The 18,606-nt window shown below is 39.5% G+C and carries 16 protein-coding genes and 1 tRNA gene; 5 read left to right on the top strand and 12 right to left on the bottom strand.

Annotation, left to right across the window (positions count from 1 at the left end; genetic code table 11):
* Nucleotides 1–8: 8 nt before the first annotated feature.
* The 3 genes from dndD to dndC all read right to left on the bottom strand — a co-directional run bounded on the left by dndD (nucleotide 9) and on the right by dndC (nucleotide 4,597).
* Nucleotides 9–1,997, bottom strand: a complete 1,989-nt coding sequence (gene dndD, locus V7L07_RS20370; protein ID WP_335060753.1) for a DNA sulfur modification protein DndD — start codon at nucleotides 1,995–1,997, stop codon at nucleotides 9–11.
* A 275-nt stretch (nucleotides 1,998–2,272) separates the two neighbouring features.
* The gene (locus tag V7L07_RS20375) at nucleotides 2,273–2,905 is read right to left on the bottom strand and encodes a Uma2 family endonuclease (protein WP_335060754.1); all 633 of its coding nucleotides are present in this window, start codon (nucleotides 2,903–2,905) and stop codon (nucleotides 2,273–2,275) included.
* A 75-nt stretch (nucleotides 2,906–2,980) separates the two neighbouring features.
* Nucleotides 2,981–4,597, bottom strand: a complete 1,617-nt coding sequence (gene dndC, locus V7L07_RS20380; protein WP_335060755.1) for a DNA phosphorothioation system sulfurtransferase DndC — start codon at nucleotides 4,595–4,597, stop codon at nucleotides 2,981–2,983.
* Nucleotides 4,598–4,778: 181 nt separating this feature from the next.
* On the opposite strand from dndC, the gene V7L07_RS20385 reads away from it, so the two are divergent.
* From V7L07_RS20385 to V7L07_RS20395, 3 genes are all read left to right on the top strand, one after another.
* Nucleotides 4,779–6,377: a DGQHR domain-containing protein gene (locus V7L07_RS20385; RefSeq protein ID WP_335060756.1), complete on the top strand. Its 1,599-nt coding sequence runs from the start codon at nucleotides 4,779–4,781 to the stop codon at nucleotides 6,375–6,377.
* 74 nt (nucleotides 6,378–6,451) lie between these two features.
* Nucleotides 6,452–7,129: a GIY-YIG nuclease family protein gene (locus V7L07_RS20390; protein ID WP_335060757.1), complete on the top strand. Its 678-nt coding sequence runs from the start codon at nucleotides 6,452–6,454 to the stop codon at nucleotides 7,127–7,129.
* Nucleotides 7,130–7,135: 6 nt separating this feature from the next.
* The gene (locus V7L07_RS20395; protein WP_335060758.1) at nucleotides 7,136–9,133 is read left to right on the top strand and encodes a DNA sulfur modification protein DndB; all 1,998 of its coding nucleotides are present in this window, start codon (nucleotides 7,136–7,138) and stop codon (nucleotides 9,131–9,133) included.
* 52 nt (nucleotides 9,134–9,185) lie between these two features.
* On the opposite strand, the gene V7L07_RS20400 is transcribed toward V7L07_RS20395, so the two are convergent.
* From V7L07_RS20400 to argF, 8 genes are all read right to left on the bottom strand, one after another.
* A complete protein-coding gene (locus V7L07_RS20400) occupies nucleotides 9,186–9,647 on the bottom strand; it encodes a DNA phosphorothioation-associated protein 4 (protein ID WP_335060759.1) in 462 nt (153 codons plus the stop codon).
* A gap of 180 nt (nucleotides 9,648–9,827) precedes the next feature.
* Entirely contained in the window at nucleotides 9,828–10,064 is a 237-nt protein-coding gene (locus tag V7L07_RS20405; protein WP_335060760.1) for a hypothetical protein, read from the bottom strand.
* Nucleotides 10,065–10,123: 59 nt separating this feature from the next.
* Nucleotides 10,124–10,693 (bottom strand): Uma2 family endonuclease, encoded by a 570-nt coding sequence (locus tag V7L07_RS20410; protein WP_094331642.1) that lies wholly within the window; start codon nucleotides 10,691–10,693, stop codon nucleotides 10,124–10,126.
* 61 nt (nucleotides 10,694–10,754) lie between these two features.
* Nucleotides 10,755–12,827: an AAA family ATPase gene (locus V7L07_RS20415; RefSeq protein WP_335060761.1), complete on the bottom strand. Its 2,073-nt coding sequence runs from the start codon at nucleotides 12,825–12,827 to the stop codon at nucleotides 10,755–10,757.
* Nucleotides 12,824–12,997, bottom strand: coding sequence for a hypothetical protein (locus V7L07_RS20420; protein ID WP_335060762.1), 174 nt, complete (start codon nucleotides 12,995–12,997; stop codon nucleotides 12,824–12,826). Before V7L07_RS20420 ends, V7L07_RS20415 begins: the two co-directional genes overlap by 4 nt.
* Nucleotides 12,998–13,324: 327 nt before the next feature.
* Nucleotides 13,325–14,797, bottom strand: coding sequence for a DNA phosphorothioation system restriction enzyme (locus tag V7L07_RS20425; RefSeq protein ID WP_335060763.1), 1,473 nt, complete (start codon nucleotides 14,795–14,797; stop codon nucleotides 13,325–13,327).
* Between the two features lie 71 nt (nucleotides 14,798–14,868).
* Complete coding sequence (gene lexA / locus V7L07_RS20430) at nucleotides 14,869–15,474, bottom strand: transcriptional repressor LexA (protein WP_335060764.1); 606 nt, start codon at nucleotides 15,472–15,474, stop codon at nucleotides 14,869–14,871.
* 145 nt (nucleotides 15,475–15,619) lie between these two features.
* Nucleotides 15,620–16,540, bottom strand: coding sequence for an ornithine carbamoyltransferase (gene argF, locus V7L07_RS20435; RefSeq protein ID WP_335060765.1), 921 nt, complete (start codon nucleotides 16,538–16,540; stop codon nucleotides 15,620–15,622).
* Nucleotides 16,541–16,742: 202 nt separating this feature from the next.
* Here argF and V7L07_RS20440 point away from each other — a divergent pair.
* Nucleotides 16,743–16,814, top strand: a tRNA-Thr gene (locus V7L07_RS20440).
* Here V7L07_RS20440 and V7L07_RS20445 read toward each other — a convergent pair.
* Complete coding sequence (locus V7L07_RS20445; RefSeq protein WP_335060766.1) at nucleotides 16,796–17,686, bottom strand: LysR family transcriptional regulator; 891 nt, start codon at nucleotides 17,684–17,686, stop codon at nucleotides 16,796–16,798. The genes V7L07_RS20440 and V7L07_RS20445 overlap by 19 nt on opposite strands.
* A 102-nt stretch (nucleotides 17,687–17,788) precedes the next feature.
* On the opposite strand from V7L07_RS20445, the gene V7L07_RS20450 reads away from it, so the two are divergent.
* Nucleotides 17,789–18,583, top strand: coding sequence for a methyltransferase domain-containing protein (locus V7L07_RS20450; protein WP_335060767.1), 795 nt, complete (start codon nucleotides 17,789–17,791; stop codon nucleotides 18,581–18,583).
* Nucleotides 18,584–18,606 lie beyond the last annotated feature (23 nt).

Here is an 18,606-nt window from a genome sequence, read left to right on the forward strand (position 1 = left end):
TACTAGAATCACCAAAAATATTGATTTTCTACTACTGTTGTTTGGCGGGTGGAGGAGTCGTATTTGAGGAGATATTCGCGGGCGATCGCTTCGTTTTCTCGCAGTGTTTCGACTTCTTTCTTGCCAATCTCAGTATCCGTAGATAGCAGAATCACTTGGTGGCTGGCGGATGGGAAGTAACGTTCAACTAGGTTGCTGCGGTGGGAGGAGTCTAGTCTACCTAGTGGCGTATCGATTGCTACTGGTAGGCGGTGTCCAGAGACTTTGGCTAAACCCCAGAGGAATGCGATCGCCAGTAGTTGTTTTTCGCCTGCTGATAAACGATGTTTAGGAACAGGTTTACCATTTAAATCATAAAGCAAAAGGCTAAAAGTCTTGGTATCAATGGTAATGCGATGTACTAAGTCTGATTTATGGAGGAGATAAAGGAAGCAATTTTTAACTTCTTCCTCCAATTTATTGAGTTTTCGCAGAGTTAATTTTTCCCGAAAAATCTTCAGCGTGTTTTGAACTTTAGCCGCAGAGTTAATAATATGTTCGCTATTTTTATGTTTAATATTTTCTACAGTATAATCACTTAATTCTCTCTTTGATTTGGCAATAATAGTTTCTAATTCAGCTAAACGGCGGCGGATTGTTTCGTAATTGGCTTTAGCTTCAACAACTTGATTTTGTGCCGCTTCTAGTGTGTGACGCAGCTTTGTATAATCTTCTGGTGCTGCTGCTGTTTGCACTTGCCTTTCTAGAGTATGAATTTCTTCTTCTTTATTTTTGAGAATAGCTAATTTCTCTTTTGCAGAAAGTTTAGAATTTTGCAAGTGATATATGAGATTATCTAGCTGACTTAAGGTTTCATCATCGGCTAATAGCCAAGGTGCTTCTGTCTGGATAGTCTTTGTATATAAATTATCTACATCTTGGATTAAAAATGATTGGATTTTTTCAACTTCTATCGGAGAAATTTCTACTTGATTTAGCCAAGCGAGTAAGCGCTGATCTCGTTCAAGTAATAAATCCTTGGAGATTTGTACCTGTTGATGGCGAAATTCTTTTTCTCCTTGTGTCTGCGCCTGATTAAGCAAATTGGGAATTAATGCTAGAGGTAAAACATCAGCTGCTAATTCACACATTGACTGACGTACTTGTTCAATTTCCGCAGTTTTTGTATTTTGCTGTAGTTCTAGTTGATTGCGTTCTGCTGCGATCTTCCCACCTTCAGAAATAAATTTATCAAAGGCTTCTTGCTGCTTTTGTTCTAACTCTTCTACCTGATTTTTGAGAATTTCTACTTTCTCTTCTGTTGTTTGATAATCTTCTTGCTGTTGGGTTAACCTAGTTTCAATTTCCTCTAGGTTTGCTAAATCCTTACTATTACCAACTTCTTTAAGTTTACGGTTAACTAAGATATCTAAATCAACTGCTAAACGATCTGCCAACTCTAGCCCTAAAAGTCCGCGTATTGCATCTACTACAACTGGTGGTGGTGTTTCCTGTTCTGCAAGTTCTTTAACCTGTTCACCATCAAAGAGAAATAAATTAGAAATACCTAATGGCAGGAGATTTTCAATATACTCATCCCAGATATTAACTAAAGCATCAGGCCATGTATCACTGTCGCCTAAAATACCTAATGTATCTTTACCGTCTTTAGGATTTTTTGTCCAACTACGCACAACCCGGTATTTTATTGGCTTATCATTTTCAATATGTTCAAAAAGTAATTCAATACGCGTATCTGCGACTGGATCTATTTTATTGTTAACACATTGATTGAGAAAATCGCTATAACTTAAATTACCACGGGTAGAACATTGGGCACGAGCGCCATAAAGAGCGAGACGAATGGCATCCATAAGGGTGGTTTTTCCGCCACCATTCATGCCACCTAATAGGATGATTGGACGCGAGTTTTCCTCATCAATTTTTGGGTTAAGGTTGATTACCTGTTTTCCACTGTAGGGGCCAAAGTTTTGTAAGACGAGTTCAAGAAATATCATTAATTTTTAAGATTAACATGAGTTCGACGGCGATCGCAGAAGCAGAAAGTTTGTGATGAAAGAAATCAGATAAAATTAATTAGATGGTTTTGTCTGACGCATTGAGAAAAAATATTGTCTATGAAATATAGATAATACCATCACTAACTGTTAAGAAATGCGATTGTATAGCGGTTATTGGTAAGCGTGAAGTACAATTTTGACCTCTCTCCAAACCTCTCTCCTAAAAGGAGAGAGGCTTTGAATTTTTCCCCCTTCCCGCTTCGGGAAGGGGGTTAGGGGGTTAGGTCTATTTGCACACCTCCAGCTTGAAAAATCTGTTCGGCGGTTAAATTCAATTCTGGGAAAGTAGGTGAGACAATATGGGTATCGCCTTTAAATTGAGTAACTTGGTACTCACCATCAATTAATTGATAAATGGATATAGTAGGCAGCTTAGGATTGCCAATAAACTTCCTAGCACCTATAGCCGCATAATCTATAATCCAATATTCGGGAATACCTATAGCTTCATAATCAGCTAATTTTTTGTAGTAATCATCTCGCCAATTAGTACTAACAACTTCAATAACTAAGGGAATAGATGTAGCTTGAGATACAGTTGATTCTTTTTTCCATAAAGGCTCATTCACTAAATTTGGTCGATTGATTATTAAGATGTCTGGTGAATAAGCTGATTCAACTTCAAATGGCTTGACTAATACAGTTTTTGGAATGAAGTAAGGAAGTTTTTGTCGCCCAATTTCGATAGATATATTTAGCGCCAAAAAACCAACAACATCCTCATGATCTCCCACTGGTTGTGCCATTTCAACAATCACGCCATCATGTAATTCATATCTCCCACCCTCAGGCCGCCAAGCTGCAAAATCTTCAAAAGTTACTAATTTGTGTATGGCTTGAATCATAGAACCTCGTTTGTTTTCAGATAACCCAACTTTGTCAAGCGTTCTTTAAGTAGTTTGGTTGACTCCCGTCTTCTATTATTCTGAGTTTTCCTTTTTAAATTTCATATTTGCCCAAGTTACCTCTTCATCACTTTCACCTTCATCTATTTCATTAACTGCTGCAACATCGCCCAAAGTCATCTGCTTGACTTTTGCAACATCACCTTGACTAACTGCTTCGCTTAATTCGCGTTTCAAACGAGCATTTTTAATCGCATCTTCTGGAGAACGGGAACTCGTATTAAAACATTTTTCTAGGGTTTCATATATCCCTACGCGACGAGTTTTTTTGCGATACTGGCGTTCTGTGTCTAACAATTTCGCCATGAGTTCCAAGTGCATCGCGTCACCTTCACAGATTTCTTCTAATACTATCCATTCATCACGACCTAGTAGGCTATAGTCAGCACCGGGACGGGGATCTTGAAATTCTTCGCCAGTCACTTCTTGATAAATCCGGGGTAAGCTATCATCAAATTCGTGTTTTTCTTCTAGCCAAATGCGGCGAATTTCGCTCATTTCTTCTAGAGTAATTAGGGTGATATCGCGCATATTTTCTGGCGCTGTCCGACGGGTTTTTGTTTGCGCTTCTAATAATCGTCTAAGCCAATGTTCCCGCCAATACTTGGTATAGGGGCCAGGTATTGGTTCAATGGAAATTTCCCCATTTTTATTGCGTTCAAATAGTTGGACATCTCCCCAAATTCTTCTAAAATCTCTTTTTTCTCGGTCATCTTTGATATCTAGTTCATTACGGATATCTAATAATGGCTGCATCCATTCTTTTTCTTCATCATTTTGGATCATCGCCTCCATTGATTTATCCTTATTCACTAGTGTGCAAACCCAGCAGCCAAATCGTGAATCACCACAACTAGGAGTAGAAGTATCAACAACTAGTGGACATTCATTATCGGCTGTTGCACCTCGATACATAGCAAATAATTCTTTATTACTTTGTCCCCAAGGATTATCCCACTGATTCAGGTATATCCAGACATCGTTATTACTCCAATCTTCTATAGGAGTATAAATTAGGGAGTTGGGTAGGCTGGCATTAGGACTCAGGCGATCGCGTACTCGATCAACTTGATGCTTTTTCATTGTGGCAGCACGTTTGGCGCTTTCTGCTTTGCGAGTACCCAATACAAGAATTGTTTCACCGTTAGCTCTAACTATTTCACGGATGAATTGATTGGCGGGATTAATTTTTAAGCGTGGTGTACACCAGCGAAACTGGTTACGAGGTGCTGGATATCCTTTACCAATAAGATTTACCCAAAATGTGTCTTGAATTACTGGTTGTAGTAAATGGGGATCGATTGGTATCCCCTGTTTTTTAGCAGCTACCTTGAGATTCTGCATGGATTTGCGAACCCAAGCAGACACTACAGGGTTTTCTACTTGAGTATCGGTTGTAATTACATAGACTGTTTTAGTTCTTTTTTCTGGAGGAAGAACTGCGATCGCATTCCACACAAGCTGCAATACCGTGCTAGAATCCTTTCCCCAAGACACGCCTAAAACCCAAGGTATCTCATCTAAACAATACAATTCTTGAATTTCAGTAGTGAGAGCTTTGATATCTTCCACTAACTCTGCTACAGTACGTGTTTGCTGACCTTTATTTTCTGCTTGTTGTGCTGTAGTCATTTCTCCTTCTCTCTGGAAACCTGGCGTAATATCGGGGTAAATAGGGCGAATAGAATTCGCGTCTACACATACAAAACCCAGTGACCTGGGTTGAAAAAACAGTTTTTAAAAACTTTACTACTAATATCTAATTTTTTAGATAATTAAACGACATAATCCTATTCTGTTTTTAAAATTTAACATGAAAGATAGTGCATCTGACCCAACTGCTGACATCGCTAGAGAATACCTGGAACGAGAAGATAAAGAAAAACAGGTACTAGCTTTACTCCTAGAGAAGTTTTTAGGGAGAAAAGATCAGATTCTCGTTCAAAAAACCGAGATGGGTGGTACTGAGGCTTATGTTAGCTCTGTTACCTTGGAATGGTTCGCCGGTCGGGTTCACTTCGCCTCTGGTTTGCCTCTGTTTCAGAAAAAGTACAATCCTGAGACTGATAATGTCGAAATTGACGCGGATAGTATTGATGAAATTCAGCAACGTCCCCTTGATTGGTCACGTCAAGCACCGCTAGTCCAGTATTTAGCGGCTAGAGACAATCATAAGTTTCCGCCGGTGCTGGTGGTGATAAATCAACCGTGGGTGGATAATCCTAAAGCTGCTGAGTGGGACAGCGAAGGACGCGCTACAAAGTCTACGACTGATTTTATACCTTTAGATAAAGACAGTAAGGTAGGTCTGCTAAATATTTCTGAGGATGATGTAACTATTTATGCACTAGATGGTCAACATCGACTGATGGGGGTTCAAGGATTGATGGAGTTAATCAAAACTCGTAAACTCCAGCGCTATAAAAAAGATAAAGGTGCTGATGACAGTTTTATTACAGTCAATGATTTGATAGAAAAGTACCAAGTAGACCTTGCTTACTTGCAAAATTTACCCAAGGAAAAAATTGGTATTGAGTTCATCTGTGCAGTAGCGGCTGGGGAAACTCGCACCCAGGCAAGGCGGAGGGTGAGATCGATTTTTGTTCATGTCAACCTGATGGCTGCACCCTTGACTAAAGGGCAACTAACCCAGTTGAATGAGGATGATGGTTTTGCGATCGTTGCTAGAAAAATTGCAGTTACACATCCACTATTAGAACAACGACAAGATCGCAATCCTCGTGTTAATTGGAATAGTGCAACAGTGGCTTCCAATTCAACAGTTTTGACCACTTTGCAAGCTCTGCAAGATATGTCTGAGCGATATTTAGTTCATAAGTTCCCTCACTGGAAACCCTTGGAGAAAGGTCTAATTCCCATGCGTCCAGAGGATGAAGAACTTGAGCAGGGAATTGAGGAATTTAAAAAGCTATTTGATTCTTTGGCAAGTCTTTCTAGTTATAAAATTTTAGAACACGAGGATACACCAGCTTTACGGCGCTTCAGCTTTGAGAAGGATGGAGGTGAAGGAAATATGCTTTTCCGTCCAGTTGCTCAAGTTGCATTAGCGCAAGCTTTGGGAATTTTGGTTTTTAAAAAAGGTTTTTCCCTGGGAGATATTTTTAAGAAACTGCGGAAGTTTGACCAGCAAGGTGGTTTTAGTGGTATGGAATATCCCCAATCTCTCTGGTATGGGGTTTTGTATGACCCAAATAAAAAGCGGGTGCAGGTTGCTGGAAGAGATTTAGCAGCGAAGTTATTGGTTTATATCCTGGGTGGAATTCAGGATCACATGGAATCTGCTGAACTTCGTAAGGCTTTAGCAGATGCTAGGACTGTGGAAGATAAAACTATAGGTTTTGATGGCAAGTTTGTTGAACCAAAAGCTGTAGGACTTCCATCTATTTTGTAGTTGTTAATGATTACTCGCCTTTAAAGAAATTATTATGCTACCCTGATACGTATTGTATAAAGGGAGTCTACTTTGTGGCATGGCTATATGGTAGTGATGCTGTGCAACAGCTAAGTGAAAACGTCGTCTTGTACGATTTGGCACAGATACGTGGAAATAGTGCTGTTTTAAGCCGCATCCCCGATAATATCGGCGGTGTCTACGCTTGGTATCGTCGCTTCGAGATTGATGCTAATGCCATCAATGATCCTCAAGTCTTCGCTAACTATATTTTGGAGGAACTTTGTAAGGAGCATTCGGCTCCGAGAGAAACAAAACTGCCTCCAGCACACAAAATAAAACTCCAAGCAGAGACTTCATTTTCTAAAGAGCTTTTGCTGAAGGAGTTAGCTGCTGATTCCTCCTTTCGTCAACTGCTCTTTATGCTTTTGAATAATTCCCTCATATTTCAGCAGCCATTATATATAGGAAAGGCAACTAATTTATACTCTAGAATTCGCAGTCATATTCGTGAAGGTAGCATTTTACGCGATCGCCTTGCAGATGCTGGACACAAAATTCATAAATGCAGACTGCTAATTATTCATACTTCATATAATACAGACACTGTTCCATATAGTGTTGATGAGGATGACGAATTAGATAATCAAATTGAAGAAGACTATGAATTTTCTAAACTTGCTTCAGACAAACTAGTTGAAGATATTTTATCTAGACTATTTCTTCCATCATTTACTCTTAGATACGGTTGATAACAAATGCTGATATTCTCTAATAATGAAGGAAAATCAAGATTTAATAAACCGCTATATGGTTTAACTGGTATTTACACTTTATCAGAAGGTATAGCACTTCCATACGTTCTTTCACTGGTTGAAGTTAACCGAGCTATTGATGAACTTAAGATAGCTGAACAAATTCCCGCTTCATTAGAGACAAAATGGTCTCTCAAAGAGCTTTTTCAACGAGAAATTGATGAAAAGAGGGTAGAAGATGACATAGTTAAAGGCTATCTTCTAGATCCAAACAAGCTGAAATTTTTTAATGCAATTACTATTGTATTAATGCCAAAGGACGATGATGGTAAGATTCAAAATGCTTTTGATGAAACAACAAGCGTAGCACCTCCTCCTATACCTTGGGATAGTACTGATCCTGATGATGAACAATGGAAAAATTTTCAAAGTGAGGTTGCGAACTTCGGGGGTGTTCAATTTGTTTCTACTGGAGTCTCTGCTAGGCTGCGTTGGGATGAAGATAGAGTATTAGCAGTAGCAGTAGATGGACAACATCGTCTTTGGGCGCTCCGTACTTTTCGTGAAGATCCAAGATTTCGAGGTGGTACTCTTAACACGATTGAGCAACAAACAAAAATACCAATTTTATTTATTTTGCTTCATCCCAGTGCGGGTTTTAAAAATCTTCAGAGTACATCTGATTATTCAATTCGAGGAATCGCTCGTGAATTATTCACTGATTTGAATAAGAATGCTAAGACTGTAGATAAGGCTAGAGAGCTTATTCTTGATGACAAAAGTATTAGCGCCCAATGCGTTAGAACTTTATTGACTGAGAGTACAGGCGAAGATGCGAAAGATAAGCTTCCTCTTTCTCTAGTGCGCTGGCAAGACGACTCAAACCGATTTGATAGCTCCTACTACCTCAATTCACTAGTTCATTTAGATTTGCTGATTTCAGCAGCACTGGATCTGAAACCACCACGCGATCCAATGGAAAAGAAGCACGTGCTAGATTTTATCGATAGTATTGATTCTGCCCTTGGCACAGGTGAGGAAAAAGTTCAGTACGAGGGGCGTAGTCTTGAAGAATATTACATAGAAGACTATTGTGACGAAGATGGAAATCCTGATACACCATTTGCTCGAATACCAGAAAATTACCTTGGCTCTGCAATAGAAGGTTTTAAAGTTAACTTTCGTCCTTGGCTAATCAAACTTTTACTCGAATTTAAGCCATATCGAAACCTACTCCAGTATGCTCGCGAACATAATTTGATTGAGGGTACTTTTGGTAGTTACCAAGCTCAAACAAGTAAACATAAAGGAATTATTCGGCAGCGAGAAATTGCTAAAGATAGTGATTGGAATAGCCGAGAGATACTCTCACACCAGGCTGCTATTAATAGCATCAAAGAAAATCAATGGGCTTTCAAAGCAATATTCCAGAAAGCTATAGTTCGTTTAGGCAGAATTGTCGAATTTGACTATAAAGCCAAAGATAAAAACTTAGGTAATATCGATGACGTATTGAGTTGTCTAGATAGACTATATGACAAAGGCATTCTAAAAGTAGATGCTGACTTACCAGATTACCCTTTTCGCTTATGGACATTTGTAGCGATAAACCAAGGTACTGACAAAATTAAAGTGGCGAGAACTGTAGAAGATAGGATATTTTCCTTATTATGTTTGTGGTATTTCGGCTCTCGTAAAATACAAATCGACGTTGCAAAAGGTTCTCAAATCTTATCGAGGCGAAAACTACTCAATTTCTTTAGTGCAGACAAAAATAAAGCTGAGTGGCCAGCTTGCACAGATGCTTATAAAGCATTATATAAAGGTTTCGATACTGTTGCTTTTTATGGTAGAGAACATGAAAAAATGAACAATCAACAAAAAGAAGAGATGGTTCGAGATAGGTTCTCTGCTATACTCGCTATTGGTTTGCCAGAATTAAATACTCAATCTTCACTTCTCCAAGTATCAGAAGAAGATGATGAACTTGATGCTGAATAGAAATATAAAATCTATTAAAGTTAACTGTTGTTAAGTTGTAGTAGAGGATAATTCAAGATAGGAATTTGGTTAGATCAAATTCCTCATCTTGTTGGTCTATATTAGTTCTCTCATAACTAAGAATCAATAAAAGTCGCTCTGAATAGTCTACTGCTCCATGCAGTTCATTTTGTATAATTTCTAAACCACCATTCGCATACTCTTCAAAAATGTGAATACGTTGCTCATCAGCAACATTATCATCGTCTAGAATCTTAATGTTTTCTGTTTCGGTGATAGCTAACAAATTAATTAACAGAGTGAAGCTGCTAGTAAAATAATCTTGTCGCAGTGGGGATAAATCTTTAGAAATTATGTCTAAAGGAATGCGCTTTTTATTTTTAACGCCCAATGCTGCTGCAAACACCATTACTTCTACATAAGTCTGAAAAGGCCCAGTTGTGTCTTTTGATGCGACTAGAGATTTCACCAACTCAGCCTTATCTTTAGCAACCCTGATTCTATTTGCAGCCATTGTTTTAATATCTACATTGTTGCTATTTTAACCGAAAGTTGGAAGTGATAGTAACTGTCAACGCATTATTTTATACTAGTATGTGAGCGATCGCTAAACAAACAAATTATCTACTACCATAGTCTATCCTGGCACTGCGGGTTCGCTTTTTCGCACCCCTTGAAAATTTAACTTCGTAACTCACGCAACATCCTTGCTTATTTCGTTTCTTATTTCGTTTTGAATTTCATCCCAAGATACAGTGCCATTAATGCGTATATCTTCCCTAGCTTCTTTAATGGCTTTTAAGTCTTCGTCATCATCTACATCATCGATTTTTTTTAATAGTGCGTGAATTTCAACTAAAGTACTGTCATAAGCTTGATGTAGCAGTACGTTGATATCTTTAATTAACTGTTCTCTTTCATCTGCTATCATTTTTAATCATCCGAGCGTGGGTTTACTTTTTCTGCCATTGTCTCTAGTTTCCCATAAACTCAAGTTGGAAACTGAACATCCTCATAAACCAAGGAAATAGGAAAGTGAAAATCAACACTAGTTAGATGAACTTCATCCCCTGCTTCATAAGGATGTAACTCCCAAAGTCCTCTATCATTTAACCGAAAACAATCTAAACCAATTTTTTCAGCATCGATGAGGACGTATTCTTGCAAAGTCTGAATGCGACGATACCGCGTAAATTTTTTACCTCTATCGTAAGCTTCCGTACTTGGGGATAGAACTTCAACAATTAAACAAGGATATTGGAGAAATTGAATAGCTTGTTTATCCCGTTCATCGCAACTCACCACAACATCGGGATAATGAAAAGCCACATTTTCAGATACACCTACTTTTGCACCTGCCATATTGACACGATATGAACCTCCTCGACAGTGGCTTTTTAATGCTGAAGCCAAATTTAAAGCAATGCTATTGTGAGGAATAGTACCCCCAGTCATAGCGAAAACTTCACCATCAATATATTCGTATTTAATTTCTTGGCGTTCTTCCCATTCCAGATATTCCTGTGGAGACATATAATTTCTGTCTGGATTCGCCACCATCACCTCATTTCTACCTTTTCTCAACTGTAACTAAAAAACCTCTGCGCCTCTCCGTGAGTAATTACCCATCTCGTTCAACCGCGATAATTTCTGTATATTCAAACTCATTCGGACTTTGTTTCACCAAAGGATATCTTTCCCCACCCAACTCAATATAATCTTGTTCGCAATCCGGTTTAGAAGAATAATACGTAAGCACATATTCTCTCCCAATTCTCTCTGTCATTTCCGCTTCTACTTCACCCCGCCATTGAGTCTTAGTTACTAAGACTATCAACTGATTCGCCAATTGGGGAATCGTCTTCGCAATATGTCGCCGCGAACTTTCATCTAAACTACCAAACGGCGAATCCATGACAATTGGGAAAGTACTACTATCAGGAATCATCATCATTTTCCGCTTCTCACTCCATTCCCGTACTTTGTCAATAATGCTGGCAATAAAGGATAAACTGAGAATTTGATTCTCTCCAGTAGAAGCTGCAACAAGTGCTTCTACACCTGTAGTATTTTCTACTAATGTCAGTTCATATTTATCACTAATTTTAGGAATGTATGGAGTTACAGAAATCTCTGTAAATATCTCTTGCACTCGCTTTTCTAATTGCAGACGAAATTGTTGTTCTTGACGATTTCTAACTTCCGTTAACCGTTCGATTGCATCTTGAGTAGCATTAATTCGTCGCTGTGCTAAAGTTTGCTTATCTTCATTCAGCTTTTGTTTGGCGATTTGTTTATTTAAACCTTCAATTTCAGTTGTGAGTTGAGCAATTTGCTGCTGATTTGCACCCTGTTCTCGATTTAATTCATCAATTTTACTTTCAATTTCATCTAACCGTTTTTGCAAACTGCTAATTTCTTCATTAGCATCTTTTCGCAACCGTTCTTGAATATTATCTAAATCGCCTTCAATTTGAGATATACTCTGCCTTAACTGATTAATCCTAGTTTGTTCTCTATCAACTTCTTCCCAAAATCCTATCGCTTGCTTATCAATTTCATCTACTTGTGCGCTCATCCGAATTGCAGTTTCTTCTACCGCCGAAGAACCTGCTTTATTTAACCAAGTACTCACATGAGTATGAGAATGATTACCCTCGTGTAATTCTGCACCACAAATACAGCGTTGAGAATTGAGTAAATCATTGACAAATTCCCGTGAAATTCCAGAGGTTAACTCGCCTCGCGCCTTCAAATCATCGATAATTCCTCGGAACTGGGATGTAGTTTCTGAAAGTAAAACTGTATAACCCCGCGCGGAAATAACTTTTTTTAGTGCTTCCTTAGTTTTCTTATATTCCTCTTGATTCGCTGCTTTCTGCGATTCTAAATCTTGCCATCTTTCTTGCAATTCCTTGGCAGCACTCAATTCTCGCAAACGATTACTTGTCTCTTTTTTAAAAGTTTGTTGATATTCTAACTCTTCTTTAATTTCTGTTTGCCGTTTGGTAATGCGTTCGCGCTCTCGTTCTATCTTTTCTTGCTGTCGTAACAGTTGTTTAGTTTGGGAATCACCAATCGCTTTTAAGTCATTTTCTAGAGTTTTTTTAGCATCTCCCAAATGTCTGATGGAACGATTGATGACTTCCACACCTAAGAAAATTTTTGTAGCTTCAGCAATTTCAGCTTTTTTATCAGAACGGACTATTTCTTCAATTCGTTCGCCGTCAAAGAAAAAGTATTGATGTAAAGTAGCAGGTAAAATTTGATTAATTATATCATCTGGTTGCTGAGTTGGTATATTCCAGTTGCCATCGTCACTACCAACCCACATGGTTAATTGAGTTTTGCCAGCGTCAAAATCATTTTCGTTTTTATAACCCCGACAGGTGCGTTTCACTCGATAGCGTTTACCTTCATGTTCCCAGCCAATCTCTACCCAACATTCTACAACTTGACCTTTTTGAGTTTCTGCGAGCGCACGCTTATTCACCAACTGCTCTATCGATGCAAAAGCTGCACTAAATTTTTCATATAATACCCAAGTAAAGGCATTTAGTAAACTAGTTTTTCCAGAGCCATTATTGCCATGAATAATTGTCGTGTTCTGAGCATCTCCAGCAGCGAGGAGCATCTCTGGTGTCGTACCATAAAAGGAGCGAAAGTTGCATAGCTTGATTGAAGTCAGCTTCATCGCACCTCTTCCTTAATAATGTCCAAAATATGATCATTTATATGGCTGTTAATCTTCTTATCTAGTCTGCCTTTTTCCAGCTTCCATACTCGCTCAATAATTCGCCGTACTTCTGGTGGTGCGCTGGTTATTGGCTCCTGTACATCATCGATATTCGCCTCTTGTGACATATCAGATTTGGAAATATGCTTTTTCTATATTTTAACTTTCTCTAGAGCTGCATTTACCTCCGTAAACCCACTATTTCCGTTATCTTTAATTTTGCAAAAACTGTTTTTTCAAATTTATAATTTTCTGGAAAAAACGCTTTATTATTTAATGGTTTTCTGTTATGCTTAACGAAGCATCTTGATAATAATGGGATGTAAGTGAAATTTTTAGCGCAGCTTATATCTCATTATGATCAAACTCATAATTTTATTATTTCATATTTAGTGCTACTTGTTGCAAAACTCGAAAATTTTTACAAAAACATACAACTATTCTCTGCTTTATCATCAAATATCTAATAAACCATATCGCTTTTGTAAATCAAGTAACTTCATTCTTGCAACGCCTGCATTATCAGCTAAATCAGCGAACTCTACAAAACGACGTAATTCCTTTTTCAACAGATTCCGCTCAACTTCTATAGTTTCTCTATCCAAATCTGGCGGTAAAACAATCATGTCAAATATAGTGGCGCGTTCCTTACCTGGATGAGGACGTAAAACTCGCCCCCGTCGCTGGATAAACTGGCGTGGATTTCCAGAACTTGATAAAATCACCGCAGTTTGAATTGCCGGAATATCAACACCTTCATCTAAACAACGAATTGCCACCAAACCCTGCAACTCTCCACTTTCAAATTGATGGCGCAATATTTCCCGTTCTTGTAAAGTTGTTTGAGCCGTATAGGTACTTACCTTATACCCCAAATCCACACCCAGAATTTTAGCCACAGCTTTGAGTTGGCGTAGCGATGAACGTTGTCCCGCATCCTGTGAACCATCACTGCAATAAAAAAGAGTGTGAGTAGTGTCGCGGCGAGTTGCCATTAAATCCCTTAAAGCATTTAATTTATTTTCCGCCGCCCCAATTAATCTTGCTCTTTGCATCAATAACGGCTTTAAATCTTCATTGTCTTCAAAGTTTCCGCCATTTTCCCGATCTCGATAAAGAAGCGATCGCCCAATTCTTTTAGTTAACTTTAAATAGGCAATACTTTCTGCTTCAGTTAACTCCACCAACACCGGATAATAGAGATAATGTACCAAAGCACCTTGAGCGATCGCATCCCTCAATGTAAACTCGGGCTGGAGAACTGGGCCAAAATAATCAAATAAAGATTGCGTACCAAAATCATCAAAATATCTCTCCGGCGTGGCAGATAAAGCCAGTCTCAACCCCACACTGCGCGGTAAACTTTCTTCTAACTTGGGTGCGCCTAAATTATGCGCCTCATCACCAATAATTAAAGTTTTGGCGGGAAAATATTTGAGTTGAGACTGAAACCCATCGCCAATTAAAGTAGAGTTCGTAGTAATTACCGTGACAAACCGTTGAGAACCAGAACGCAGATTATAAATTTGGGTAGAAAGTTGACTTTGCCAAGTGCGTAAATTCTCGAAAGCTAAAATGGGTTGTAAATTAAATTTTTCACATTCCCGCGCCCATTGGGTGACGAGATGGCGATAGGGACACACTACTAACAAAACTTGTAAATTAATCTGCTGATATAATTCACAAGCGATCGCTAATGCGGTAATGGTTTTACCACTACCAGTAGCCATTTTCAGCGTCCCTCTGCCATTGTTGGTAAACCAGCTAGCGATCGCTTGGCGCTGATATTGCCGTAATTGCAGAGACGGAGGCATTCTTGGGCATCCTGGTAATGGTTGCGTATAATAACTGCCCTTACTTTCCCTTGCATAAGGTAATTTCAACCGGAAAGTGGGCAGTTGCAGCACTGGATTTTTCGTCAGGTACATATTTATTTAGTCATTAGTCATTAGTCATTGGTACTTATCTTTCCCAATCCCTATTCCCCAGTCCCCATTACTTAGTTGTAACCACGCCAAACACCAATGAGTGAACCTTGTACCTCGACTTGTATGGCACTGACTTCAATGGGATTGTACTTAGGATTTGCTGGTTTAAGGGTGACGCGATCGCCTTGGCGATAAAAACGTTTTAATGTTGTACCAAATCCATCTACTCTGGCGGCGACGATGGTGCCATTTTTTAAATGATTTGGTTCTGCTACTGGGCGCAGAAATACCACATCACCATCAGTAATTAAATCTTCAATCATGCTATCGCCAGCTACGCGCAAAGCGTAAGTTTGGGGAGGTAAATCGAAATTAGAAAAGTCTAAATGATCTACAGCATCAGTAAACGGTTCTATTAAACCACCAGCCGCGATCGTGCCCAAAATTGGTACACCTTGCTTCACAGGACGCAAAATCCGAATCGTTCGCGCTTGTCCTTCAGTCCATTCTATATATCCTTTAGTGCGTAAATGTTCTAAACGACTTTGAATTGGTGCCGGTGACTTCAGATTCATCGCTTGCATCATTTGTCGAATAGAAGGCGAATGCTGGTGCGTTCTGATGTATTCTGCCAACCATTCGTAAAGTTCTTGTTGAGCTTCTGTTAGACGTTCCATAAATTTGCGGGAAGTAATTATTAATGTCTCTAGAACATTAGTACTACAAAAAACTCCCCATAAGCAATAGAAAAATAAAAATATAAAAGGCAAAAGCAAGATGATTTTATTTTCTTTTGCCTTTTAACTTTTAACTTTTGACTTTTTACTCTGCTCCTAAGATACTAGCAAGCAAAGCTTTTTGGGCGTGCAAGCGATTTTCAGCCTGTTCCCAAACTCGTGATTGGGAACCTTCAATAACTTCTTCGGTAATTTCTTCACCGCGATGGGCTGGTAAGCAGTGTAAAACAATTGCTTCTGGATCAGCAAGGCTCAATAGCTGCTCGGAAATTTGGTAAGGCTGGAAAATTGGCATTCGGTTATCGGCTTCTGCCTCTTGTCCCATACTTGCCCAAACATCAGTGTAAAGTACAGCAGATCCCTTAGCGGCTAATTCTGGATCGTGGGTGAGGAGGACTTCAGTTTTGTGATTAGCGATCGCTCTTGCTTGTTCTACAATCCTAGAATCTGGCTCATATCCTTTAGGAGTAGCAATTCTGACATTCATCCCCACTAAAGCACAGCCCAACATCAGAGAATTAGCCATATTATTCCCATCACCCACGTAGGTTAAAGTTAACCCAGCAAAAGTGCCAAAGCCTTCTTTAATGGTCAATAAATCTGCTAATACCTGACAGGGATGTTCTGCATCAGTCAGCGCATTAATCACCGGAATCTTCGCATACTCAGCAAAAGTTTCCAAATCTTGCTGGGCAAATGTGCGAATTGCCAAAATATCTAAATATCGATCTAACACCCGCGCCGTATCCTGTAAAGGTTCTCCGCGACTAACTTGAGTGACATTAGGGTTGAGATCGATTACCTGTCCACCCAGTTGATACATCGCCACGGTAAAACTTACCCGTGTGCGAGTTGAAGCTTTGGAGAACAACAACCCCAAAACTTTATTACTCTGCAACCTCAGCTGTTGTGATTTAAGTTGAGTTGCCAATTCTAGAAGTTCTTGAAGTTCCATTGGACTAATGTCCACCAGACTTAATAAATCTCGTCCGAGCAGTGCTGCCATGCTTATGATCTGTAAAAAATAATTATATATTTCTGTTCCTTTATTCAGCTGTGTAAAGAAAAAACAGTTTTAGAACTGCACCAGATATTTTTGCGTCCAGTCTGAAGAAGGAGATATTTTTTAGCAATTACAGCTAGACAAATAAATTGATTATGGTACAATAAGAAATTGTGGTTGCTAATTAAAAGTAATCGCCAAGCTTGCCAGCATAGCACAGTGGTAGTGCATCCGACTTGTAATCGGAAGGTCGCGAGTTCAAATCCCGCTGCTGGCTTTAATGACTGTACGTAAAAATTCCCTTAATACAGGTGTGATATTTTCTTGCCGCCACACTATAGCCGTTTCTACTAATGGTGTTTTCTCCTCCAGAGTGCGATAAACTACGCCAGCCCTCTGAAGATTTTGCAATGAAGACGGCGCGATCGCAATTCCCATTCCTGCTGACACCAATCCGATAATCGTCTGCATCTGAATCGCTTCTTGAGTCACTTTTGGGCTGAAATTTCCTTGCTGGCAAAGGCTTACGATTTGGTCGTAAAGTCCGGGGCCCAAATGGCGAGGGAACATGATAAAGTTTTCGTTTACTAGCGATCGCACTGAAATCTTTTCTTGTTCAGCCAAAGGATGAGTTTCTAACATAGCCACAATTAGAGCTTCCTGCTGAATGCACTCTTGATTGAGTGTGTTGTCTTCTAAAGGTGGATGGGCAAAACCTACATGGATGCGGCTATCCTGTAGGGCTTGTTCCTGCTGAGTTGTGGTTAATTCTTGCAATCCCAACTCTACTTCTGGAAACTGTTCTCGAAACCGCCGCAAAATTATTGGAAGCAAATCATAAGTTACCAAACTGGTAAACCCGATTCGCAATTGTCCCTTTTCACCTCTTCCTGTTTTTTGAGTTAGCTCAATTGCTTTTTCTAGTTGAGCCAAAAGTTGATAAGCCTCTTGCAAAAAAACTTGCCCAGCTTCCGTTAACTGCACCTGTCGCTTGGTTTTGCGCTGAAACAGTTCTACCCCCAACTGCGCCTCTAGTTGCTGAATTTGTTGGCTTAAGGGCGGTTGAGCAATATGCAGTCGCTCGGCGGCTCTACTGAAGTGCAGTTCCTCAGCGACAGCAATAAAGTAGCGCAGGTGTCGCAATTCCATTTTTTTGATACTTTATAAGTTTCAATTCTCTATAAATATATATTGGACATCTCAAAATTACCTACATATCATACTTATACAGAATCGTAGGGAGTCAAAGCGATGCCGGAAAAGTATACTCCAGGCTATTCGAGCAATGCGACGAATTTTATGGCAAATCGTAGCGTAGATACTCATGCGGCGTTTTTTACGCCTTATTTACGCCCAGGGATGAAATTGCTAGATTGTGGTTGTGGCCCTGGTGCGATCGCTTTGGGTTTAGCAAGAGTTATTGCCCCTGGTACGCTTATAGGTATTGATCGAGAAATATCTCAAATCCGCATAGCTGCTGAAAGTGCTTTTAAGCAAGGTGTCAATAATACTAATTTTCTGGAGGGAAATATATATGCTCTACCCTTTCCAGATGACTCATTTGACGCAATCTTTTCTCATGCGCTGTTTGAGCATCTTCAAGAACCTGTGCAGGCGTTGCGCGAACTGTGCCGAGTTTTGAAACCGGGGGGAATTGTTGGGCTTCGTAGTCCTGACTGGGATGGATGTCTGATTGCACCGTTCCCGCCAGAACTAGATCGGGCGATTACTTATTACAAATGGCTCCATGAGGAGAATTCTGGTAATCCTTACGTAGGTAGAGAGTTACGCGCTTTGCTGCGGGAAACTGGGTTTATTAATATCAAAGCTTCGGCTTCTTATCAATGTTATGAGCCGGTGAGTGCGATCGCAGAATATCTAGCATTGCGAATCGAAGATTCTGCAAAGGAAGACCAAGCTGTAGAGAAAGGTTGGACTGATGAGATATCGCTTACAGCAATGAGTAATGGTTTGCGGGAATGGAGTCAGCACCCAGATGGATTTTTTGCTCAAGCTTGGTGTGAAGTTGTGGGAGAAAAGGGTTAGAAGTGAAACGCAGAGGGGAGGCA

Source organism: Nostoc sp. (assembly GCF_036916985.1).
Lineage (GTDB): Bacteria > Cyanobacteriota > Cyanobacteriia > Cyanobacteriales > Nostocaceae > Nostoc.